This window comes from Acinetobacter sp. 'aerobic (ED)' (assembly GCF_904886855.1).
Lineage (GTDB): Bacteria > Pseudomonadota > Gammaproteobacteria > Pseudomonadales > Moraxellaceae > Acinetobacter > Acinetobacter courvalinii.
The window spans coordinates 52,560-71,832 of record NZ_CAJHGI010000007.1; the positions used below are offsets into that span (position 1 = coordinate 52,560).

General features: G+C 45.4%; 16 protein-coding genes and 3 tRNA genes. 10 read left to right on the top strand and 9 right to left on the bottom strand.

Going from position 1 to position 19,273, the window contains the following annotated elements:
• Positions 1 to 2: 2 nt before the first annotated feature.
• Positions 3 to 1,229, bottom strand: a complete 1,227-nt coding sequence (locus JO943_RS14185; protein ID WP_202741145.1) for a type II secretion system F family protein — start codon at positions 1,227 to 1,229, stop codon at positions 3 to 5.
• 24 nt (positions 1,230 to 1,253) lie between these two features.
• Positions 1,254 to 2,966, bottom strand: a complete 1,713-nt coding sequence (gene pilB / locus JO943_RS14190) for a type IV-A pilus assembly ATPase PilB (protein ID WP_032870576.1) — start codon at positions 2,964 to 2,966, stop codon at positions 1,254 to 1,256.
• 371 nt (positions 2,967 to 3,337) lie between these two features.
• Here pilB and tpiA point away from each other — a divergent pair, with 371 nt between their 5' ends.
• From tpiA to JO943_RS14240, 10 genes are all read left to right on the top strand, one after another.
• Positions 3,338 to 4,129, top strand: a complete 792-nt coding sequence (gene tpiA / locus JO943_RS14195; RefSeq protein ID WP_202741146.1) for a triose-phosphate isomerase — start codon at positions 3,338 to 3,340, stop codon at positions 4,127 to 4,129.
• A gap of 12 nt (positions 4,130 to 4,141) precedes the next feature.
• Positions 4,142 to 4,471, top strand: coding sequence for a preprotein translocase subunit SecG (gene secG, locus JO943_RS14200; protein WP_032870579.1), 330 nt, complete (start codon positions 4,142 to 4,144; stop codon positions 4,469 to 4,471).
• 56 nt (positions 4,472 to 4,527) lie between these two features.
• A tRNA-Leu gene (locus JO943_RS14205) sits at positions 4,528 to 4,612 on the top strand.
• Positions 4,613 to 4,657: 45 nt separating this feature from the next.
• Positions 4,658 to 4,734 (top strand) — tRNA-Met (locus JO943_RS14210).
• Between the two features lie 88 nt (positions 4,735 to 4,822).
• A tRNA-Met gene (locus tag JO943_RS14215) sits at positions 4,823 to 4,899 on the top strand.
• 199 nt (positions 4,900 to 5,098) lie between these two features.
• The gene (gene rimP, locus JO943_RS14220) at positions 5,099 to 5,623 is read left to right on the top strand and encodes a ribosome maturation factor RimP (protein WP_005226450.1); all 525 of its coding nucleotides are present in this window, start codon (positions 5,099 to 5,101) and stop codon (positions 5,621 to 5,623) included.
• 37 nt (positions 5,624 to 5,660) lie between these two features.
• Entirely contained in the window at positions 5,661 to 7,145 is a 1,485-nt protein-coding gene (nusA, locus tag JO943_RS14225; protein WP_004774096.1) for a transcription termination factor NusA, read from the top strand.
• 10 nt (positions 7,146 to 7,155) lie between these two features.
• A complete protein-coding gene (gene infB / locus JO943_RS14230; protein ID WP_005226452.1) occupies positions 7,156 to 9,870 on the top strand; it encodes a translation initiation factor IF-2 in 2,715 nt (904 codons plus the stop codon).
• Positions 9,870 to 10,271, top strand: coding sequence for a ribosome-binding factor A (locus JO943_RS14235; RefSeq protein WP_004774100.1), 402 nt, complete (start codon positions 9,870 to 9,872; stop codon positions 10,269 to 10,271). The genes infB and JO943_RS14235 overlap by 1 nt, the downstream gene beginning before the upstream one ends.
• Before the next feature lie 360 nt (positions 10,272 to 10,631).
• Positions 10,632 to 11,192, top strand: a complete 561-nt coding sequence (locus JO943_RS14240; RefSeq protein WP_202741147.1) for a hypothetical protein — start codon at positions 10,632 to 10,634, stop codon at positions 11,190 to 11,192.
• Between the two features lie 211 nt (positions 11,193 to 11,403).
• Here the strand turns inward: JO943_RS14240 and JO943_RS14245 are convergent, their stop codons facing one another.
• From JO943_RS14245 to JO943_RS14275, 7 genes are all read right to left on the bottom strand, one after another.
• Positions 11,404 to 11,778 carry a Na+/H+ antiporter subunit G gene (locus tag JO943_RS14245; protein ID WP_005226454.1) on the bottom strand — a complete coding sequence of 125 codons (375 nt, stop codon included), beginning with the start codon at positions 11,776 to 11,778 and terminating at the stop codon, positions 11,404 to 11,406.
• An 11-nt stretch (positions 11,779 to 11,789) separates the two neighbouring features.
• The gene (locus JO943_RS14250) at positions 11,790 to 12,065 is read right to left on the bottom strand and encodes a monovalent cation/H+ antiporter subunit F (RefSeq protein ID WP_005226455.1); all 276 of its coding nucleotides are present in this window, start codon (positions 12,063 to 12,065) and stop codon (positions 11,790 to 11,792) included.
• Positions 12,062 to 12,592, bottom strand: a complete 531-nt coding sequence (locus JO943_RS14255) for a Na+/H+ antiporter subunit E (RefSeq protein ID WP_005226456.1) — start codon at positions 12,590 to 12,592, stop codon at positions 12,062 to 12,064. Before JO943_RS14255 ends, JO943_RS14250 begins: the two co-directional genes overlap by 4 nt.
• Positions 12,592 to 14,403 (bottom strand): monovalent cation/H+ antiporter subunit D, encoded by a 1,812-nt coding sequence (locus JO943_RS14260; protein WP_202741148.1) that lies wholly within the window; start codon positions 14,401 to 14,403, stop codon positions 12,592 to 12,594. The genes JO943_RS14255 and JO943_RS14260 overlap by 1 nt, the downstream gene beginning before the upstream one ends.
• A complete protein-coding gene (locus JO943_RS14265; protein WP_004774108.1) occupies positions 14,403 to 14,771 on the bottom strand; it encodes a Na+/H+ antiporter subunit C in 369 nt (122 codons plus the stop codon). The genes JO943_RS14260 and JO943_RS14265 overlap by 1 nt, the downstream gene beginning before the upstream one ends.
• On the bottom strand, positions 14,764 to 17,616 hold the full coding sequence (locus tag JO943_RS14270; protein WP_202741149.1) for a monovalent cation/H+ antiporter subunit A: 2,853 nt from the start codon (positions 17,614 to 17,616) through the stop codon (positions 14,764 to 14,766). The genes JO943_RS14265 and JO943_RS14270 overlap by 8 nt, the downstream gene beginning before the upstream one ends.
• A gap of 250 nt (positions 17,617 to 17,866) precedes the next feature.
• Entirely contained in the window at positions 17,867 to 19,249 is a 1,383-nt protein-coding gene (locus JO943_RS14275) for an ATP-binding protein (RefSeq protein ID WP_202741150.1), read from the bottom strand.
• Positions 19,250 to 19,273: the final 24 nt, after the last annotated feature.

The following is a 19,273-nucleotide window of genomic DNA, read 5'->3' on the forward strand; positions in this document are numbered from 1 at the left end:
AATTAGACCACAGAACCCATTTGGAAGATTGGTAGATACATGGCAACAACCAGACCACCGACTAAGATACCCAGTATAGCCATGATCAGCGGTTCCATCATAGAGGTTAAACCATCTACGGCATTGTCGACTTCGTTTTCATAATGGGTGGCAACCTTATCCAGCATGCTGTCTAAGGCACCTGATTCTTCACCAATCGCGACCATTTGAATCGCCATTGAAGGGAAGCGGTTCGAAACTCGCATGGCGAACTGCAGTTGCTGACCTGCGGCAACATCTTCGCGGATTTTCATGACCGCTTCTTCATAAATTACGTTATTGGTGGCTCCCGCCGTTGATTCTAATGCATCAATCAGTGGGACACCTGCGGCAAACGTCGTGGCCAAGGTACGGCTATAGCGCGCAATAATGGCTTTATAAACCAGATCGCCAAAAATAGGCGCTTTCAAAGCCATTTTATCGAGCAGATCGCGGAATTTCTTGCTGCGCTTTTTCGCTTCCAGAAAGGCAGCAATAATGGCACCAATCACGATAATCAGGATAAACCAGTACTCTTGCATCCACTTGGACATGTTCACCACCATTTTGGTAAATGCCGGAAGGTCTGCGCCAAAAGAACTGAACAGGTCCTGAAATACCGGTACCACTTTCACCATCAGAATAATGGTCACAATCACAGCCACCACAATCACTGTAGCCGGGTATTTCATGGCCTTTTTAATTTTCTGCTTGAGCAGCTCGCTTTTTTCTTTGTAGATCGCAACGCGGTCTAACATGGTTTCGAGTGCACCTGATTGTTCACCCGACTCCACCAGCGAGCAGAACAGGTTATCAAAATATTGCGGATACTTTTTCAAGGCACCGGCAAAGGTATTACCGCCTTCAACTTCGCCCTTGATCCCCAACACCACTTCACGCATAGAGGGATTTTCCAAGCCTTCGGCCACGATTTCAAAGCCCTGTACCAAGGGTACACCTGCTTTCATCATGGTGGCCAATTGGCGGGTAAAAATCGTGATATCCAGCGTGGTCACTTTTTTCTTCATCAGGCCTTCAAGAATATTCTTGCGTTTTTCCCGAATATTCTTAATGGTGACCCCTTGTTTACGTAAGGTGACTTTCGCCAAAGCCATATTACGTGCCGGTAATTCCCCTTTAATTTTTGCCCCTTTCCGGTCAACCCCTTCATAAGCAAAAGTTGGCATCATTTGCGCTTTTTTAGCTGCCATGATTATTAATCCTTTTTATTGATTTTATTCACTTGTCACGCGGTTAATTTCTTGCAAAGAGGTAATTCCCTGCATCACCTTTTTTAAACCTGAACGGCGTAAATTATTAAAACCTGCTTGTTCGGATGCCGCTGCAATCTGTAAGGCATTGCCGTCTTCCATAATAATTCTGGAAATTTCTGGCGTAACTTTCATGACTTCATAGACGCCGACACGGCCTTTATAACCTTCGCGACATTCGGCACAGCCCACCGGTTGAAAAATCTTGAAATCGGGATCGGCCATATCCTGCTCAGTAAAGCCAAGCTCTAACAGGCTTTGTTTTGGAATATCAATGGGTGCCTTACATTGCGAGCATAAGCGACGTGCCAGACGTTGTGCAATCACCAGATTGACCGAAGTGGCAATGTTGAAGGACGGCACACCCATATTGCGCAAACGGGTCAAGGTTTCAGGCGCACTGTTGGTATGCAGTGTCGACATCACCATATGACCAGTTTGGGCGGCTTTAATGGCAATTTCTGCGGTTTCCAGGTCACGGATCTCACCGACCATGATGATGTCTGGATCCTGACGTAAGAATGCTTTCAATGCAGCAGAGAAGGTCAGACCGGTTTTAGGATTGACGTTGACCTGATTAATCCCTTCCAGATTGATCTCGACCGGATCTTCGGCAGTAGAAATATTGGTATCTTCGGTATTGAGGATATTCAAACCGGTATACAAAGACACGGTTTTACCGGAGCCGGTTGGGCCGGTAATCAGCAGCATGCCTTGAGGCTTATCCAGCGCTTCCATAAATAAGGCTTTTTGCTCGTCTTCGTAACCCAGCGCTTCAATCCCGAGCATGGCACTGGATGGATCAAGAATACGCAGCACCAGCTTCTCACCAAACAGTGTCGGCAGTGAGTTGACACGGAAGTCGATGGCTTTGGTTTTAGACAGCTTTAATTTAATACGGCCATCTTGCGGCATCCGCTTTTCTGAAATGTCCATTTGCGACATGACTTTCAAGCGAGAAGCTAATCGCGTTGCCATTTGTAAGGGCGGCGTGGCAATTTGACGCAGCACTCCATCGACGCGGTAACGCACCCGATACATCTTTTCATAGGGTTCAAAATGTAAATCGGATGCCCCCATACGAATCGCATCGATTAATAATTTATTGATATATTTAACAATCGGAGACTCATCACCTTGTGGGGCATCGTCTTCTTCTTTGGCTGGATCCTGAGTTACATCAATATCCAGATCAAAATCTTCACTATCGCCAAAATCGAAACTGCCTGAATCGCCAAATTGCTGTTCAATCAGTTTTTCGAGTTTGGTGTGCTCAACAATGATCGGTTCGATATTGAGCTTGGTGTTAAAGCGAATGGCATCCAGCGCTTCAATATTGGTTGGATTGCTAGTCGCAACGTATAAAATCTGACCCCGCTGCAGCAGGGGCGCGACTCGATGTTTCTGAATCAGTTTGTTGTCGGCCAGATCACGCGGTAACAGGGCGGTATCGTATACGGCCAGATCAAATAGCGGCTCACCAAACTCGGCTGCAATGGTTTCAGCAATGGTGAGTGGTGATAAACGATGATGTTCAATTAAATGTGCAACGATATCTTGACGTGCTTTTTTAGCTGTATCAATCGCTGTTTGCATGGTTGTTGCAGACAGATGACTGTCTTCAACTAACCGTCGAATAAACCCCGAAAACTTTGGAGACGTATGTAATCCTGACATCTGTCCGCCTTATGACAATAAATGTTTATAATATGTATCCTAAAAATTATACTTTTGTTAGGCAAAAATGCCACTAGCTAAAGTGTCGTTTTTGCCTTGGTTCATCGTTAAACTTTGAACTGATCGAGTTTTTTTACAAATTAATTTTATCTAATACGTTCATTTCTAAACTGATCCGATACTTTTGCCCGCCACCAGCCTGTTGTTTTTAAATAAATATAACAAGCGACTAGCGCGTAAACTGTAACCAGGCTGAGATGAAGATAAATTTTAAATTGATTTAGATCTAAACAATAGAAAAAAACTGAATTTTATAAAAATCCGTGTAAAATATGCAGCATTTTTGAAAATTAACAGTAGGCGGGCGAAGGATGTCGAATTCGACCATTACCCCTTGGGTTGTTGGCAATTGGAAGATGAATCCAATGCATGCGAATGCTTTCCAACTAATAGAAGAATTTAAGCAGTTATTACAGCAGGAAAATATTGCTGCTGAGCAATGCCATATTGGTGTCGCACCAACCAGCATTGCCTTGACTGGGGTTCAGGCTCAGTTAAAAGATGCAGCCAGAGCCGTATATACCGTGGCTCAGGATCTTTCGCGTGTAGCTGGCACGGGTGCCTACACAGGTGAAGTCAGTGCGGAACTGTTAAAAGACAGCCAGATTGAATATGTATTGATTGGACATTCTGAGCGCCGTGAGTTATTCGGTGACAATGTCGAAATATTAAAAGCCAAGCTGCAAAATGCCTTGAGTGCAGGTTTAACCGTGATTTATTGTGTCGGTGAAACTCTGGAACAGCGTGAGCAGGGTGCAGCAGAGCAGGTGGTATTACAACAGATTTGTGACATTGCAGCGGTGGTAAAAGCTGAACAATGGCAAAATATTGTGGTAGCGTATGAACCGATCTGGGCTATCGGGACGGGTAAAACCGCGTCACCCGCAGATGCCCAGGCGATGCATGCAAAAATCCGTGAAGGCTTAAAGCAGATTACGGCATTTGGCGCCACGACTGCGATCTTGTACGGTGGTAGTGTGAAAGCTGAAAATGCGGTTGAATTGGCGGCATGTCCAGATATTAATGGTGCTTTGGTAGGCGGTGCGTCTTTAAATGCACAATCTTTTTACCAAATCGCAAAAGCATTTGCGCAAAGCAAATAACGAGGAAGAGAGATGTATAGTTTTATACTCGTTGTACACATCATTCTAGCAATTTTGATTATTGCTTTGGTTCTGGTACAACAAGGTAAAGGTGCAGAAGCAGGCGCATCATTTGGTGGTGGCGGTGCTGCAACCGTATTTGGTGCTTCAGGCGCAGGCAACTTTTTAACTCGTATGACCGCGATTTTTACAGCGCTGTTTTTTGTCACCAGTTTGACACTCGCTGTGTTTGCCAAGAAACAAACCACAGATGCCTATAGTTTGAAATCTGTTCAAACGACAACATCTGCGCCGGCAACATCGCCTGAAACTTCATCAAATGCACCTAAAACGGCTGAATAAGTCGATTTAGGACTTTCCTTTTTGTATTGAAAGGAATAGAATGCGTCCCACAAACTGCGGTGGTGGTGGAATTGGTAGACACGCTACCTTGAGGTGGTAGTGCTTTCGGGCGTGGGGGTTCAAGTCCCCCCTTCCGCACCAAACTTAATAACCAGTTAAGTTCGGTGTATGCAGTGTTTGTGTTGTTGCGGGATGGAGCAGTCTGGTAGCTCGTCGGGCTCATAACCCGAAGGTCGTTGGTTCAAATCCAGCTCCCGCTACCATTTGATTAAGGTGCAACTTAATCAGACGGATATGAAGAAAACTTAGATTGACTTTTTTTCATATTTGTATATAATTTTTGCACGTTGATGCGGGATGGAGCAGTCTGGTAGCTCGTCGGGCTCATAACCCGAAGGTCGTTGGTTCAAATCCAGCTCCCGCTACCAAGTTTCTAAAAAGAGGCTCACAATAAGGTGGGCCTTTTTGCACAGTGGGCTAAGCTTTTCTGTGTAACATAGGGGCGATTTACGCCCTTTTTTATTGGTTGTTTAGCTATCGTGTAGTTGTTCGACATCAATTGGTCAAATAGTCGTGCTTCACTATACGGTTAAGATTGATTGGCTCGTATAAGAGCGACGAGAGTACATGAAATTATCAAATAAATCACAAGCATTGCATGATCTTATTGCGCCAGCTGTAGCTGCGTGTGGTGTAGATCTGTGGGGGATTGAATTCCTGCCACAAGGTAAGCGTTCTTTACTACGTATTTATATCGATAAAGCGGTAGATGAGAGTGCTGAACCTGTCCTCAATGAAGATGGTGAAGTTGAACTCGGGCGTGGTATTGGCGTTCAGGATTGTGTTCTGGTAACACAACAAGTGGGTGCAATGCTTGATGTCCATGATCCAATTTCCGGTGAGTATGCTTTAGAAGTGTCATCACCAGGTTGGGATCGTCCATTTTTCCAACTTAATCAATTACCTGCCTATATCGGGCAACAAGTGGCTTTACGATTAATTGCTGCTGTCGAGAACCGTCGCAAATTTCAGGCGAAATTACTTTCTGTAGACTTGGAAAATGAAATCATTCAGGTCGAAGTTGAAGGTAATCATGTGCTTGAAATTGATAGTAATAATATTGATAAAGCAAATTTAATCTATCAAGACTAATATTAACTTAATTTTATAAGAAATCGGTAGGTGACTTATGGGCCGCGAAATTCTTACCGTTGCAGAAACGGTTAGTAATGAAAAAGGTGTTAGTCGTGAAGCGATCTTCCAAGCGTTAGAGCAAGCACTTGTTGCGGCAACGAAGAAAAAGTTTTACGAAGGCACACATTCTGAAGAAGCTCAACTCCGTGTTGAGATTGATCGTAAAACTGGTGATTACCGTACTTTCCGTCAATGGACGGTGGTTGCGGATGAAGATCATGAAATGCCAGCATGCCAGGACGCAATTTCTGATGTAGACCCTGCGAAATGGTCAATCGGTGATGTGCGTGAACTTGAAGTTGAATCAATCGAGTTTGGTCGTATTGCTGCGCAAATCGCTAAGCAAGTAATCGTACAGAAGATTCGTGAAGCAGAGCGCGCATTGGTTGCGGATGCATATGAATCTAAAGTCGGTGAGTTGATTTACGGTGAAGTGAAAAAGCAAACCAAAGATGGCTTTATCATTGATCTGGGTGACAACGCTGAAGCTTACTTGGCGCGTGAAGAAACCATTCACAAAGAAATTTTACGCCCTAAACAGCGTATCAATGCGATTTTGTACAACGTCAACCGTGAAGGCCGTGGTGCACAATTATTATTGTCTCGCGCACGCCCTGAAATGCTGATTGCCTTGATGAAGAAAGAAATTCCAGAAATTTCTGAAGAAATCATCGAAATTAAAGCAGCAGCGCGTCAGCCTGGTGTTCGTGCTAAAATTGCAGTGAAAACCAATGACCATCGTATTGACCCAGTAGGTGCATGTATTGGTATGCGTGGTACACGTATCCAGGCGGTACAGCAAGAGTTGAACGGTGAGCGTATTGATGTGGTGGTGTGGTCTGATGATCCGGCACAATATATCGCCAGTGCGTTAGAGCCAGCTGATGTATCAGGTATTGTCCTTGATGAAGATGCACGTAGTGCGGACATCATCTTCGCAACCAATGATCAGTTAGCGCGTGCCATTGGTTCGCAAGGGCAAAATGTTCGTTTAGCATCGGAATTGACGGGTTATAAACTCGACATGATGTTAGAAGAAGAGTATCGTGCTCGTCAGCAAAATGAAGCACAGCAATATTTAGACATGTTTATTACACGTCTTGATATTGAAGAAGACCTGGCAATGGCATTGGTTGAAATGGGCTTCACTTCATTAGAAGAGATTGCTTACGTGCCGGCTGAAACATTTGACGAAATCGAGCTTGAAGCTGATTTGGTTGAATTGCTACAGAGTCGTGCGAAAGAAGCTGCTTTGACGGATGCATTGAAACAGCAAGAAAATATTCAAGAGCCAAGTGCAGAACTTCTCGGTATGGAAGGTATGACAACCGAGATTGCATATGCATTGGCGGCGCGTGGTGTGGTTACTGTTGATGATTTGGCAGACCAGGCAACTGACGATATTTCTGATATCGAAGGTTTAGGTCATGACAAAGCGGGTCAATTAATCATGAAAGCACGTGAATCATGGTTTAACTAGGAGATAATAGATGACGGACAAGTCGATTCAAGAGTTAGCACTCAGCGTAGAACGTCCTGTAGAGAAACTCCTGGAACAGGTTCGCGAAGCAGGCTTACCACAGCGTAAAGCAGATGACATTATTACCACTGAACAGCAAGATACTTTGGTCAATCACTTGAAAAAAGTACATGGTCAGGAAAGTGGTAACACAGGAAAGATTGCGTTGAAACGTAAAACAACGAGTACTGCTAAAGTTACCAGTACTTCTGGTAAAGCAAAAAGCATTAATGTTGAAGTTCGCAAGAAACAGGTTTTTGCCAAGCCAAATCCAGAATTACTTGCAGCTGAAGCAAAAGCGCGTGTAGAAGCAGATGCGAAAGTCCGTGCTGAACAAAAAGTACGTGATGAAGCAGATCAAAAAGCTCGTCATAGCGCTGAACAAAAAGCCAATGCAACATTAGAAGCCATGCGTGCAGCGCATACTTCTGATAGCTCAGGTCAAAACACTGCGAAAGCAGCGGTTGTGGTGAAAAAGCGTAATAGCGACAAGGTGATTAAAGCGCCAGTAGTTCGCCCGACTGAAACACCAGAACAGAAAAAAGCACGTGAAGAGCAAACTGCTCAGTTGAAAGCGACTGAAGAAGCAGTACGTCGTAAAGCTGCTGAAGAAGCGCAGCAACGTACGCTTGAGCAAATGCGTCAGATGGCATCAAAATATTCAAATGATGATGCAACTGCAACCATTCGTGTAATTGATGATTCACCTTTAGCTGCCGGTCTTGTTGGTCAGGCCTATGAAGATTCCTTCAACAAGGAAGACCGTGAAATCAAACGCGGTGGCGCGACTGCAAATACACGTGGTGGTAAGAAAGGCGGTCGTGGTGGCGATGCTCAGTCTGAGCAAAGCTTTAGCAAGAGCCATCACAAGCGCGGCTTGAAAACCAGCCAAGCCAACAAGCATGGTTTTGAAAAGCCTGTGAAGAAACAGGTTTATGATGTCGAGATCGGTGAGAAAATCATTGTTGCCGATCTTGCACAGAAAATGGCTGTTAAAGTTCGTGAAGTCATCAAGACCCTTATGAAAATGGGTGAGCTTGTGACTCAGAACCAGGCGATTGATCAAGATACTGCGGTACTTGTGGTTGAAGAATTGGGTCACAACCCGGTATTGGTTTCTGATACACAAGCAGAAGATAACTTACTGGTTGCAGCTGAAGAAGCACGTGGTGAGCAAACAACTCGTCCGCCAGTGGTGACGATCATGGGTCACGTTGACCATGGTAAAACCTCATTACTGGATCGTATCCGTCGCTCTAAAGTGGCAGCGGGCGAAGCGGGTGGTATTACTCAGCACATTGGTGCTTACCATGTTGAAACTGAGAAAGGCATTATTACTTTCCTAGATACACCGGGACACGCAGCGTTTACTTCTATGCGTGCACGTGGTGCGAAAGCAACTGATATCGTGGTCCTTGTTGTTGCTGCTGATGATGGTGTCATGCCACAAACAGCTGAAGCGATTGACCATGCGCGTGCTGCGGGTACGCCAATCATTGTTGCAATCAACAAAATGGATAAAGAATCAGCTGATCCAGATCGCGTATTAAACGAATTGACCACCAAAGGTATCGTACCTGAAGAGTGGGGCGGTGATGTTCCAATCGCTAAAGTATCTGCACATTCTGGTGAAGGTATCGATGGCTTACTTGACCTGATCCTGATCCAGTCTGAATTGATGGAGCTTAAAGCGTCTGCTGAAGGTGCGGCACAAGGTGTTGTAATTGAAGCACGTGTTGATAAAGGCCGTGGTGCAGTCACCTCGATCCTGGTACAAAACGGTACATTGAACATTGGTGACCTGGTATTGGCAGGTTCATCGTATGGTCGTGTACGTGCCATGTCAGATGAAAATGGTCAGCGTATCACGTCTGCAGGTCCATCAATTCCTGTAGAAATCTTAGGTTTACCAGAAGCGCCAATGGCGGGTGATGAAGTTCTTGTGGTCAATGACGAGAAGAAAGCACGTGAAGTTGCTGATGCTCGTGCAGACCGTGAACGTCAAAAACGTCTTGAGCGCGCAAGCTCGATGCGTCTTGAAAACATCATGGCGTCAATGGGCAAGAAAGATGTTCCAACCGTTAACGTGGTACTCAAAACTGACGTACGCGGTACTTTGGAAGCATTGCATGTTGCACTTGATGAGCTTGCAACTGATGAAGTGAAAGTCCGTGTAATCGGTTCTGGTGTCGGTGCAATCACCGAATCAGACGTTACTTTGGCTGAATCTTCAGAAGCAGTATTGTTAGGCTTCAACGTACGTGCCGACAATACAGCACGTCAAAAAGCTGACCAAGACGGTATCGATATTCGTTACTACAGCATCATCTATCAATTGATTGATGATGTAAAAGCTGCAATGAGCGGTAAGCTTGCACCAGAACACCGTGAGACAATCCTGGGTGTTGCTGAAGTGCGTGAAGTGTTCCACTCAAGCAAGTTTGGTGCAGCAGCAGGCTGTATGGTTCTTGAGGGTGTGTTACACCGTAACAAGCCAATTCGCGTATTGCGTGATGACGTGGTTGTGTTCCAGGGCGAGCTTGAATCTCTTCGTCGCTATAAAGAAGTGGTTGAAGAAGTTCGTGCTGGTATGGAATGTGGTCTTGCAGTCAAAGGCTATAAAGACATCAAGGCACAAGACAAGATCGAAGTGTATGATGTTCAATTGATTAAACGGAGTCTTTAATGGCGGGTAGCCAACGCTTAAAGCGCATGGCGGATTCGGTACAGCGTGAGTTGTCCGAGCTGATCCGTCAGGAGCTTAAAGATCCACGTCTGGGTGGTCTGGTGACCATCTCAGCCGTGAAAGTCAGTGCAGATATGGGATATGCTGAAGTATATGTCACTGTAATGGGCCGTGAACTGGGTGATGACCAAAGTGAAGCTGCAAATAAAGAAACCTTGGATGTCTTGAATAAAGCATCGGGTTTCCTGCGTCATGAGTTGAGTCGTCGTATCAAGACACGGATTACGCCAAGATTGCGTTTCCATTACGACAAGACCAATGCCTATGGTAACTATATGTTTGGTCTGATTGCTGAAGCGGTGAAAGATCTGCCTGAACAAGAGCAAGATGAACAGAAGTAAATAGATATAAAAAAGCCACCTTCGGGTGGCTTTTTTTATTTTTGATTATCTACATGAAAATATTTAATTTTTTATAAAAATAAATGCTCTTATTTGCTCAAGAAATACTGCTTGTCGGATTGATATATTAGATTCTTGAATCTATTTGAATGGAGTATTAGTGTTAAGTTGTGATTGAAAAATAAACAAAATATTGCATTATTTTTAGATAAATTTAAATCTGACTTCTATATCAATATTTAGAATCTTGTGTTGGTGGTGACAAATAAGATGAATTGATTGTCTTGTAGAATCTTTGGTTTTCTGACTCGCTACTATTAATAATAAATTCTAATTATTTGAATTAACGGAGATTATGAAATGAATGATACAAGAAAGTGGAAAGAACCAAACCCTAGTCTTGATAAAGATAAAGACATAGATAAGCATAAAGATAAGGTCATTCCAAATGAGACGACACAGGTCGATGCAAAAGCAGTAATCACTCCAAAAAATGCGCAAAGCATCTTTTTGCAGGCCGTAGCTACAGATAAGCCATTCTTCACTAATCCGACTCATCCACCTCTGGTGGTTCCACCTGGTCATATCTTCTATTGGACCTCGGCCACCTCCCCGCTTTGGACTGATAACAAGGATACCTCCTCTAATCGTCCTCTTTATGGTTGGGATTTTGAGCCATATGAACAAGTTGTCACTTGGCTTCGACGTGCGCAACTTATGGGGCTGTGTAGTTTGGGGAATGGAGAGTATTCAGCGGTTGGTTATGAGGAGAAATTTGACCAGTCTAAAGGTGGAACTTGGTATTACATAAACGACAGTGGAACAACGAGATATTATTATTGGTATATGAACGATAACTTTAATTACTACAGCGATAATGCTGGTGTTGCAAACATGACTTTTATCGTCATGCCATATTAGCTAAGTTATAAGTAGGTTTTTTATATATCTGCGTAATTTAGCTTTATAAAGAAATACTAATCTGGTTGAAGCCATGAGTTTACTGGTGGGGTTTATGATAAGTGGCTCATAGAAATTTAAAATAATAAAAATCATTTGTTATGGTTTTAAAATTATGAATGCATAAAAAAAGCCACCTTCGGGTGGCTTTTTTTATGCTCGGAATAAAGAGTTAATCTTTCTTCAGTGGATGGCGACGGTAGCGTTGCCAAGGAAGCGGACGATTTAAGGCTTCTGGTACCTCACCACTGGTTGAGCGTAAGCGTAAGTGGATGGCTGCCTGAGCCATCAAATTGGCGGATACGGGTGCAGTGATAAAGGCAAACAGGGTAATCAAAAGCTCGGCAAAACCAAAACGGCCTTGTGTCGCCCAAAAAATCATTGCTGCAATCAGGAAGCTACCAAGCCCTAAAGTACTGGATTTAGTCGGTGCATGGAGACGCATAAACAAGTCTGGCAGGCGGATCATGCCGATCGAACCGACCAGCATAAAGAAGGCGCCAAACACCACGAAGAATGAAATAATAATCTCAATAATCAGTTGCATGATGACGCTCCTTAATCAATCACGTGACCAGTAGTGAAATAGCGGGCGAGGGCAGCGGTCGAAACAAAGCCAAGCATTGCCACTAGAAGCGCACCTTCAAATAGATTGGTGCTGACCCAATAAATACCCAACACGACGATTAAACAGGTGGCATTCAGGAACAGGGTATCCAGGGCCAGCAGTCGATCAATGACCGAAGGACCTGCAATCAGACGGATCAGGCACATAAACATCGAGATGGTAATTGCAATTAAGCCAATACCCAATGCATAAGGGAGAATAGTCATTTGGTTGCTCCTTCAGCTGCAATCTTTACGTCAAAGATTTCGATTAAAGGCATTTCATAACGCTTTTTAATGTCCTGAATATCAAGCTCGGCATTATCGGTACTGAGCGCATGCACCAGAATATCGCCACGTTCCTGATCAATCCCCGCGGAAACCGTACCGGGCGTAGTAGTAATGATCATGGCCAGCAAGGTGTTAACCTGCTCGTGTTCAGTTTCCAGAGGAACGCGATACCATTTCGGATGCAGTTGATCCATAGGGCCAAGTACCATTTTAGCAACGCGGAAATTAGAGATCACGATATCCCAAAGCACCACAAAAAACAGTTTAATGGCAGGCAGCCACTGAATATGCGGAGTTCTGTCAATAAAGGGACTGACCAGACGCGCAATCCCGATGGCCAGAATCACCGCAATTAAAAGATCGGTTACATCCAGACTGTGAGCCAGCATCAGCCAGCTCACAAAAATTAGCACAGATACAAAGGGATGCGGAAACCAACGGTCAAGCAAAGATAATTTTTGCATCAGTGTTCCTCCATTGGTTTTAACTGTGTGCTATTCGGAATGGTCGGTGCTTCCAAAACCTGCCCAGCGATTTGACGCTGCTTGTATTCAGAAATATGCTCACCTTGCAGGGTTGGCTTGGAAATAATATCCGGAATCAACAGGGCATTATGATCTTCGACTTCACCACCATATTTGGTTTCAGGTAAATAACTCGGGTCATAAGGCTGGACACTGATCGGACGACCCTGCGCATCATTTTTCAGGATGGTCTGGTTATACAGGGCATGGTTCTGGATTTGCTGTGCCGTGGCCGTGGTATAACTTTGGATAGGCGCGGCAAAGACTACATAGGCCATCAAGCTGGCCAGTAGAATATAGATGGCCTTGTCATTGCGTTTGGGTGCAACTTCAGGCAAAGCCTGATATTCAGCATAAGCAGCTTCTTTCTGGTCTTGTTCCGGTGGTGTTGCACGCCAGAACAGAATAAAACCCACTCGTGTCAGCGCGATAATGCTGAGCAAGCTGACGATCAGGATCACTGCAATGATCCAGCCCTGATAAGGCGTTTCCGCAGTGGCTTGTAAAATAAACACTTTGCCCAAGAAACCACTGAACGGTGGTAAACCTGCCAGCATTAATGCAATGATGAAAAAGCTAAAGGCAGCGGCCTTTTCCTGCTTGATTTTGGGGGCAACTTTTAGATGGTCTTTGAAAGCACCCCGTTGTGAGGTGATCCAGCCACAGAACAGATAGAATGCTGCCCCGATCAAGGTACTATGTACCAGATAATACAGTGCCGCGGCCCAAGCTTCGGTATTGAACATGGCAATCGCGATCAGCAGGGTACCGATTGACGATAACACCATAAAGCCGACAAAACGACGTAAGCGTTCTGCACCAATTGCACCGACCACCCCATACAATGAAGTAATCAAGCCAATAATCAGCAGGCAGTTCTTGAGAATACTCTGGGCCATGACATCATCAAACACGGTCCCGTTGACCCGTAAAATCGCGTAGATGCCGACTTTGGTCATGATGGTAAACAATGCGGCAACAGGGGTGCTGGCAACGGCATAGGTTTTTGGCAACCAGAAGCCAACAGGCAGCATGGCAGCTTTAATACCAAATACCACAAACAGTAAAAAACCGCCTGCAATTGCAAGTTTATGCTGATCACCATCCAGAGTCGGAACCAGACGCCCGACATCGGCCATATTCAGGCTACCCACACTGCCATAGATCATGCCTAAGCCGATCAGGAACAGGGCAGAGGCGAGCAGGTTAATGGTGACGTAGTGAATTCCCAGTTGAAACCGAGGACGACCCTGACCATGTAACAGCAGCACATAAGACGCCATCAACAGGATTTCAAAGAATACGAATAAGTTAAACAAGTCGCCAGTGAGGAAAGCGCCCGCGATTCCCATCAGCAGGAAATGCACCATGGTATGGAAATAGCGTCCACGCGTGTCCCAGTTATCACTTGCAAACCAGATTACCGGTACCGCAAGCACATAAGTCAGCACCAGCATAAAGGCAGAAAGTTGGTCCAGTACCAGTACAATGCCAAAAGGTGCAGACCATTCACTGAGTTGATATACCGTGATCTGTCCTGTGCTGGCAATCCCCAGATAGCTCAACGCGGTGATGAGCCCCAGAATTGCTGAGCCCAGACTGATGCCGCGACGCCAAGGCTGGCGCCAATCTTGTTTTAACGAGCCTGAACCCGGGTTGCCGAGTAAGATCAATATAAAACTGGTAAAAGCCGGAATTAAGATACTGATAATCGGAGCATGAGCGTGCCAGAAATTATAAAAATCAAACATTATGGCTCATCCTCACGCGGGTCATAAGTCAAGGTGGGTTCTTCTTTGGAGTCGACATGATCAGTACCTGATTCATAGCGGCTACGCAAGGCAAGTTGCACAATAAATGCTGTGGTTGCAAAGCCAATGACAATGGCAGTCAAGACCAGTGCCTGCGGCAATGGATCAGTGACTTTAGTGGCTTGGGTCAAGACAGCAGGGGCATTGATTTGCAAGCGCCCCATTGCGAATAGGAACAGGTTGACCGCATAACCGATCATGGCAAGGCCAAGCACAACAGGAAAGGTTCTGGCACGGAGAATCAAATAAATACCTGTTGCGGTCAGTAAACCAATCCCTGAAGCGAGTAAAAATTCAATACTAACCATTTTCTTTATCTCCACTTGGGATCGGGCCTGACATACTGGAGTGACGTGAGTCCCCCAGGACCGAGATCAATAACATGGTGGCCCCTACAACAGTGATATAAACCCCTGTATCAAAGGCAACTGCCGATGCAAGATGCATATTTCCGAGTAACGGTGCTTCTACATAAATATGTGCACTGGTCAGGAACGGGCGTGCCCAGAACCAGGCTGCAATACCGGTTAAACCGGCAATGGTTAAGCCTGAACCAATCCATAACTCATACAGACGGCCTGATTTGGCTTTGATCATCTGTTCGGTCTGGTCTTGTCCCAGCACGATGTACTGGATCACCAAGGCCATTGAGGTAATCAAGCCCGCGATGAAGCCACCACCCGGTAGGTTGTGACCGCGCATGAAAATATACACACTGACCACAAGCGAGAGTGGCAAGATCCATGATGCGGTAATACGTAGCATTAGTGGAGAAGGGTTGAAGCGATAAGTCAGGCCTTGGGTCATGGTGGTACCATGCGCACGCATGCCATCCATCAAGCACAGCGCACCGATGGCTGCGATACCCAATACCGTGATTTCACCGAAGGTATCGAAGCCACGGAAATCCACCAGAATCACGTTCACCACATTGGATCCACCGCCAAGTGGAATCGCCTGTTGCATGAAGAACCATGAAATTGAATTGTGGTCGCGGGTCAGTAGCAGCCATGTAATCCAGCCAATACCCAATCCACCTACAATGGCCAGAGTTGCATCTCTCCAGCGGCGTGAACGACTCGATTCGTATGGTGTCAGTTGTGGCAGTAATGACAAGCTCATGAGCAGTAAAACCGTGGTCACGACGTCTACCGTAATTTGCGTTAATGCCAGATCAGGTGCAGACAGGGTCACGAACACCATGGTCACCACTAAACCAACCGCACCACTGATCAGCACTGCCTTGATTCGTTCATGATGGAACCACAGCATCATCCAGCAACCAGAGAACAACGTGAGCCATAACACGATCGCCACCCACGGCGCATGGGTCAGTTCTCGTGTCCCTGTGGTCAGTCCCTGATTCAACAGCGGCAGTGCCACCATGACAATACTAAACAGGACGATCCAGAGCAGATAGCTTTGCAGAGAACCATTTTCTGTGGTCTGCTTCATGCGGCGACTGCTGAGCAGTAAATGTTTCAGGAACAGATCGAACAGGACTCGGCCCTGAAATTTACCCAGATGCGGATCAAGGTCGATCTTGCGAATACGACCGTCTTTTGCCAGTGCGAAATAGAACATTGTCCCGCCAATCAAGGCAATCACACTCATTAGCAACGGTGCATTCACCCCATGCCAGATCGCCAGATGCACACCTTCAAATTCAGGTTGAGCCAGACTGGCACGCGTCACGCTATTCACTAGGGTGCCTGCGAGCAGGGCAGGGAGGATGCCGACCAAAATACACAAAGTCGCAAGGATGATTGCAGGTAAGCGCATGCCTAATGGTGGTTCATGCGCATCTTTATTTGGAACCTGTTTACCCAGTGGACCATCAAAGAACACACCGTGAACCAGTCGAATCGAATAACTCACTGCAAAAATACCGGCCAAGGTCGCAATGATCGCCGAGATCACCATGACCGGACCAGATAGATTCGCCAGTAACTCGGTAAAGAACATCTCTTTGGAGATGAAACCATTGGTGAGGGGCACGCCTGCCATAGATGCCGCCGTGATCATGGTCAAGGTTGCAGTGAATGGAAGTAGTTGCCAGACACCACTGAGCTTACGCAAGTCACGGGTGCCGGTTTCATGGTCGATAATCCCTGCAATCATGAACAATGCCGCTTTAAAGGTGGCATGGTTGATGATATGGAATACCGCCGCAGCAACGGCAAGCGGTGAACCGATACCGAGCAGGCAGACAATCAAACCTAAATGGCTGATAGTCGAATAGGCCAGAAGTCCTTTCAGGTCTTCTTTGAAAATTGCAAAACCTGCGGCCATACACAAGGTGAATAGACCAACAAAAGTCACGATGTTGTGGTACAGCGCAGCACCAATAAAAATAGGCGCTAAACGGGCCAGCAGGAAAATCCCTGCCTTGACCATTGTTGCCGAATGCAGATAAGCTGAAACAGGCGTAGGTGCCGCCATGGCATTGGGTAACCAGAAGTGAAACGGGAACTGCGCACTTTTGGTAAAAGCCCCAAGTAAGATCAGCAATAAGGTCGGAACAAATAGCTCATGTTGCTGAATGGTATCTTTCATCAGCACCAGCTGATCGATCTGATAAGTTCCGGTGATCTGACCCAGTAAGACAAAGCCCCCCAGCATTGCCAAACCACCCATTCCTGTAATGGTAAGTGCCATACGGGCACCACGCTGGGCCGCATCATACTGACTCCAGTAACCGACCAGCAGGAAAGAGGAAATACTGGTTAACTCCCAAAACACCAATAACAGGATCAGGTTGTTGGAGAGCGAAATCCCGAGCATGGCTGCCATAAACAGCATTAATAATTGATAGAGTTTACTGAGCGAGTTTTTCGGGCTGAGATAATAATAGGCATAAATATAAATGAGTGTGCCGATACCGCTAATCAGCAGACCAAACAATAAACCTAATGCATCCAGGCGAAAACTAAGATTGATCCCAAGCTGCGGAAGCCAGTCCCAGCTTTGTTGCAGGGTATTGCCCTGAAGAACCGTTTCTGCCTGAGTAAGAAGTAAAATAAAACAGCTAAGGCTGATGCCAATCGCCCCAAGTGCCGTCACGCCCCGTGAAATACGTTGCAATTGTGAGACAAGGGTGGTGCCGAGTATGAGCGGTAATAGGATAATAATCGGTAGCACACTGGTATCCATGTCGATGATTTAGGTCGAGACCTAAGGGTGAATTTTTTTCAAGACTTACAGGCACTCAAAGAGAATACCAAAAACTTTAAATCTTGAAGCCCAATCAAGTTAACGGAGGCAGCAAGTTGTATTGCACAACTTGAAAATAAAAAATGAGATTTATTTTACTATAAAACATTAATAAAAATCTGATGTTATTACATGAAAATAACAACACTTTTTGTTTTAAAGCACAGCCTTTTCCAGTGTGGGCAATCGATTAAAGCGGGCTCTCCTGCGGGGTGTCATCGATCTTGAGCAAGTGAATTAAATCGCTCTTTTCCTGTTCATTCAGAGCCTGAATCTGATGAAATAACTCATCTACTTTGTTCGATAAAGGATCAGCCTGCAGGACATTTTGCTGCTCGATTGTGCTCATTTCTTGTGTTTGTGCCAACTCTTGATACAGGTCGGAAAGCTGCTGTTGGGAGGCTTCCAGATCAATTTCATAAATGCCTTTCTGATCCAGTTTCAGGCATTGGTATTGTGCAGCATGCTCAAGTAAGGCATCACGGTTGCCTGTGCTAATAATTTGCAGGCGAGGAAATGCCTCATGCAAGCGGGCCAGAATTTCAGCACACATATGCTGGTCGAGCTGGTGATCAATCTGGTCAATCAGCAAAATGCCTTCACCTTCCAGACAGGGATTAAAACAGTGCTGATTTAATAAACACAATCGTCGGCTAATATCGCCCACCAGTGCAATCCAGGCTTTCATCGAAGCAGACAGCAGTTGAAAGGGCAGGGTCTGTTCCTGATAGCGCACCATCAACTGCAGTTTGGGTACGTATTGAATGTAAATATCATTCAGTTCAGGAAAAACGGTTTGCAGACTGCTTTTCAAGGCATACAAATTCGGAGCAGACAGCTGTTTGGGATGATTGACCAGTTCCTGCTGCAATTCTTGCAAAACTTCTGACTGGTTTTGCTGATTAAAATCATTGCCCATTAAACGCCGGACTATGTGAGCCGAGTGCGCATTCTCTACATCACTGATTTCACGCAACCATTCAAAAAAACGTGCAAAAGTGGTGTAAGGAATTGCAGTCAGATCATAGGCAGCAATTTCCTGCAAAGTCCCCGGTGTATTTTTACTTTGTAAATTAATATCTTGTACAAAGCGTTCAGCCGGATAGTAGGCAATCAGCGGCAAGCCGAGGAGCGGATCCTGCTGATTGGTTTTCTGATACAGCGTAACCATCTGGTCGAGTTGCTGGGTTTCCACCTGACTGATGCCAACACCTTGGGCATTAAAGGTTTTATACAACTTCCACATGCAGGTCTGGGTATCGGCGGTCTGGGCGGTGCTACTTTCCGGTAAGGCTGCATTCAGCTCACTGCTCATGCGCACATGCATCTGGATTTTGGCTTGAAGTCTATTTAACAGGATATCCTGATCGGCAATTACCACCCCTGCAGTACGTATATCTTTATAACGTGCAGAAAACCAGGTCAGGCTTTGGTAGATATTTTTTAAAATGGTGCTTTTACCGGTGGCCTGATCACCCAAAATCAAGGTGATGGGCTGCTGTTCAGGATAGAAATCGAGTTTCAGATCCCGAAACATGCCGATATGTTTAAAAAGAACCGATTCAAGTTGCATAAGCTGACCTCAATCATGAGCGCT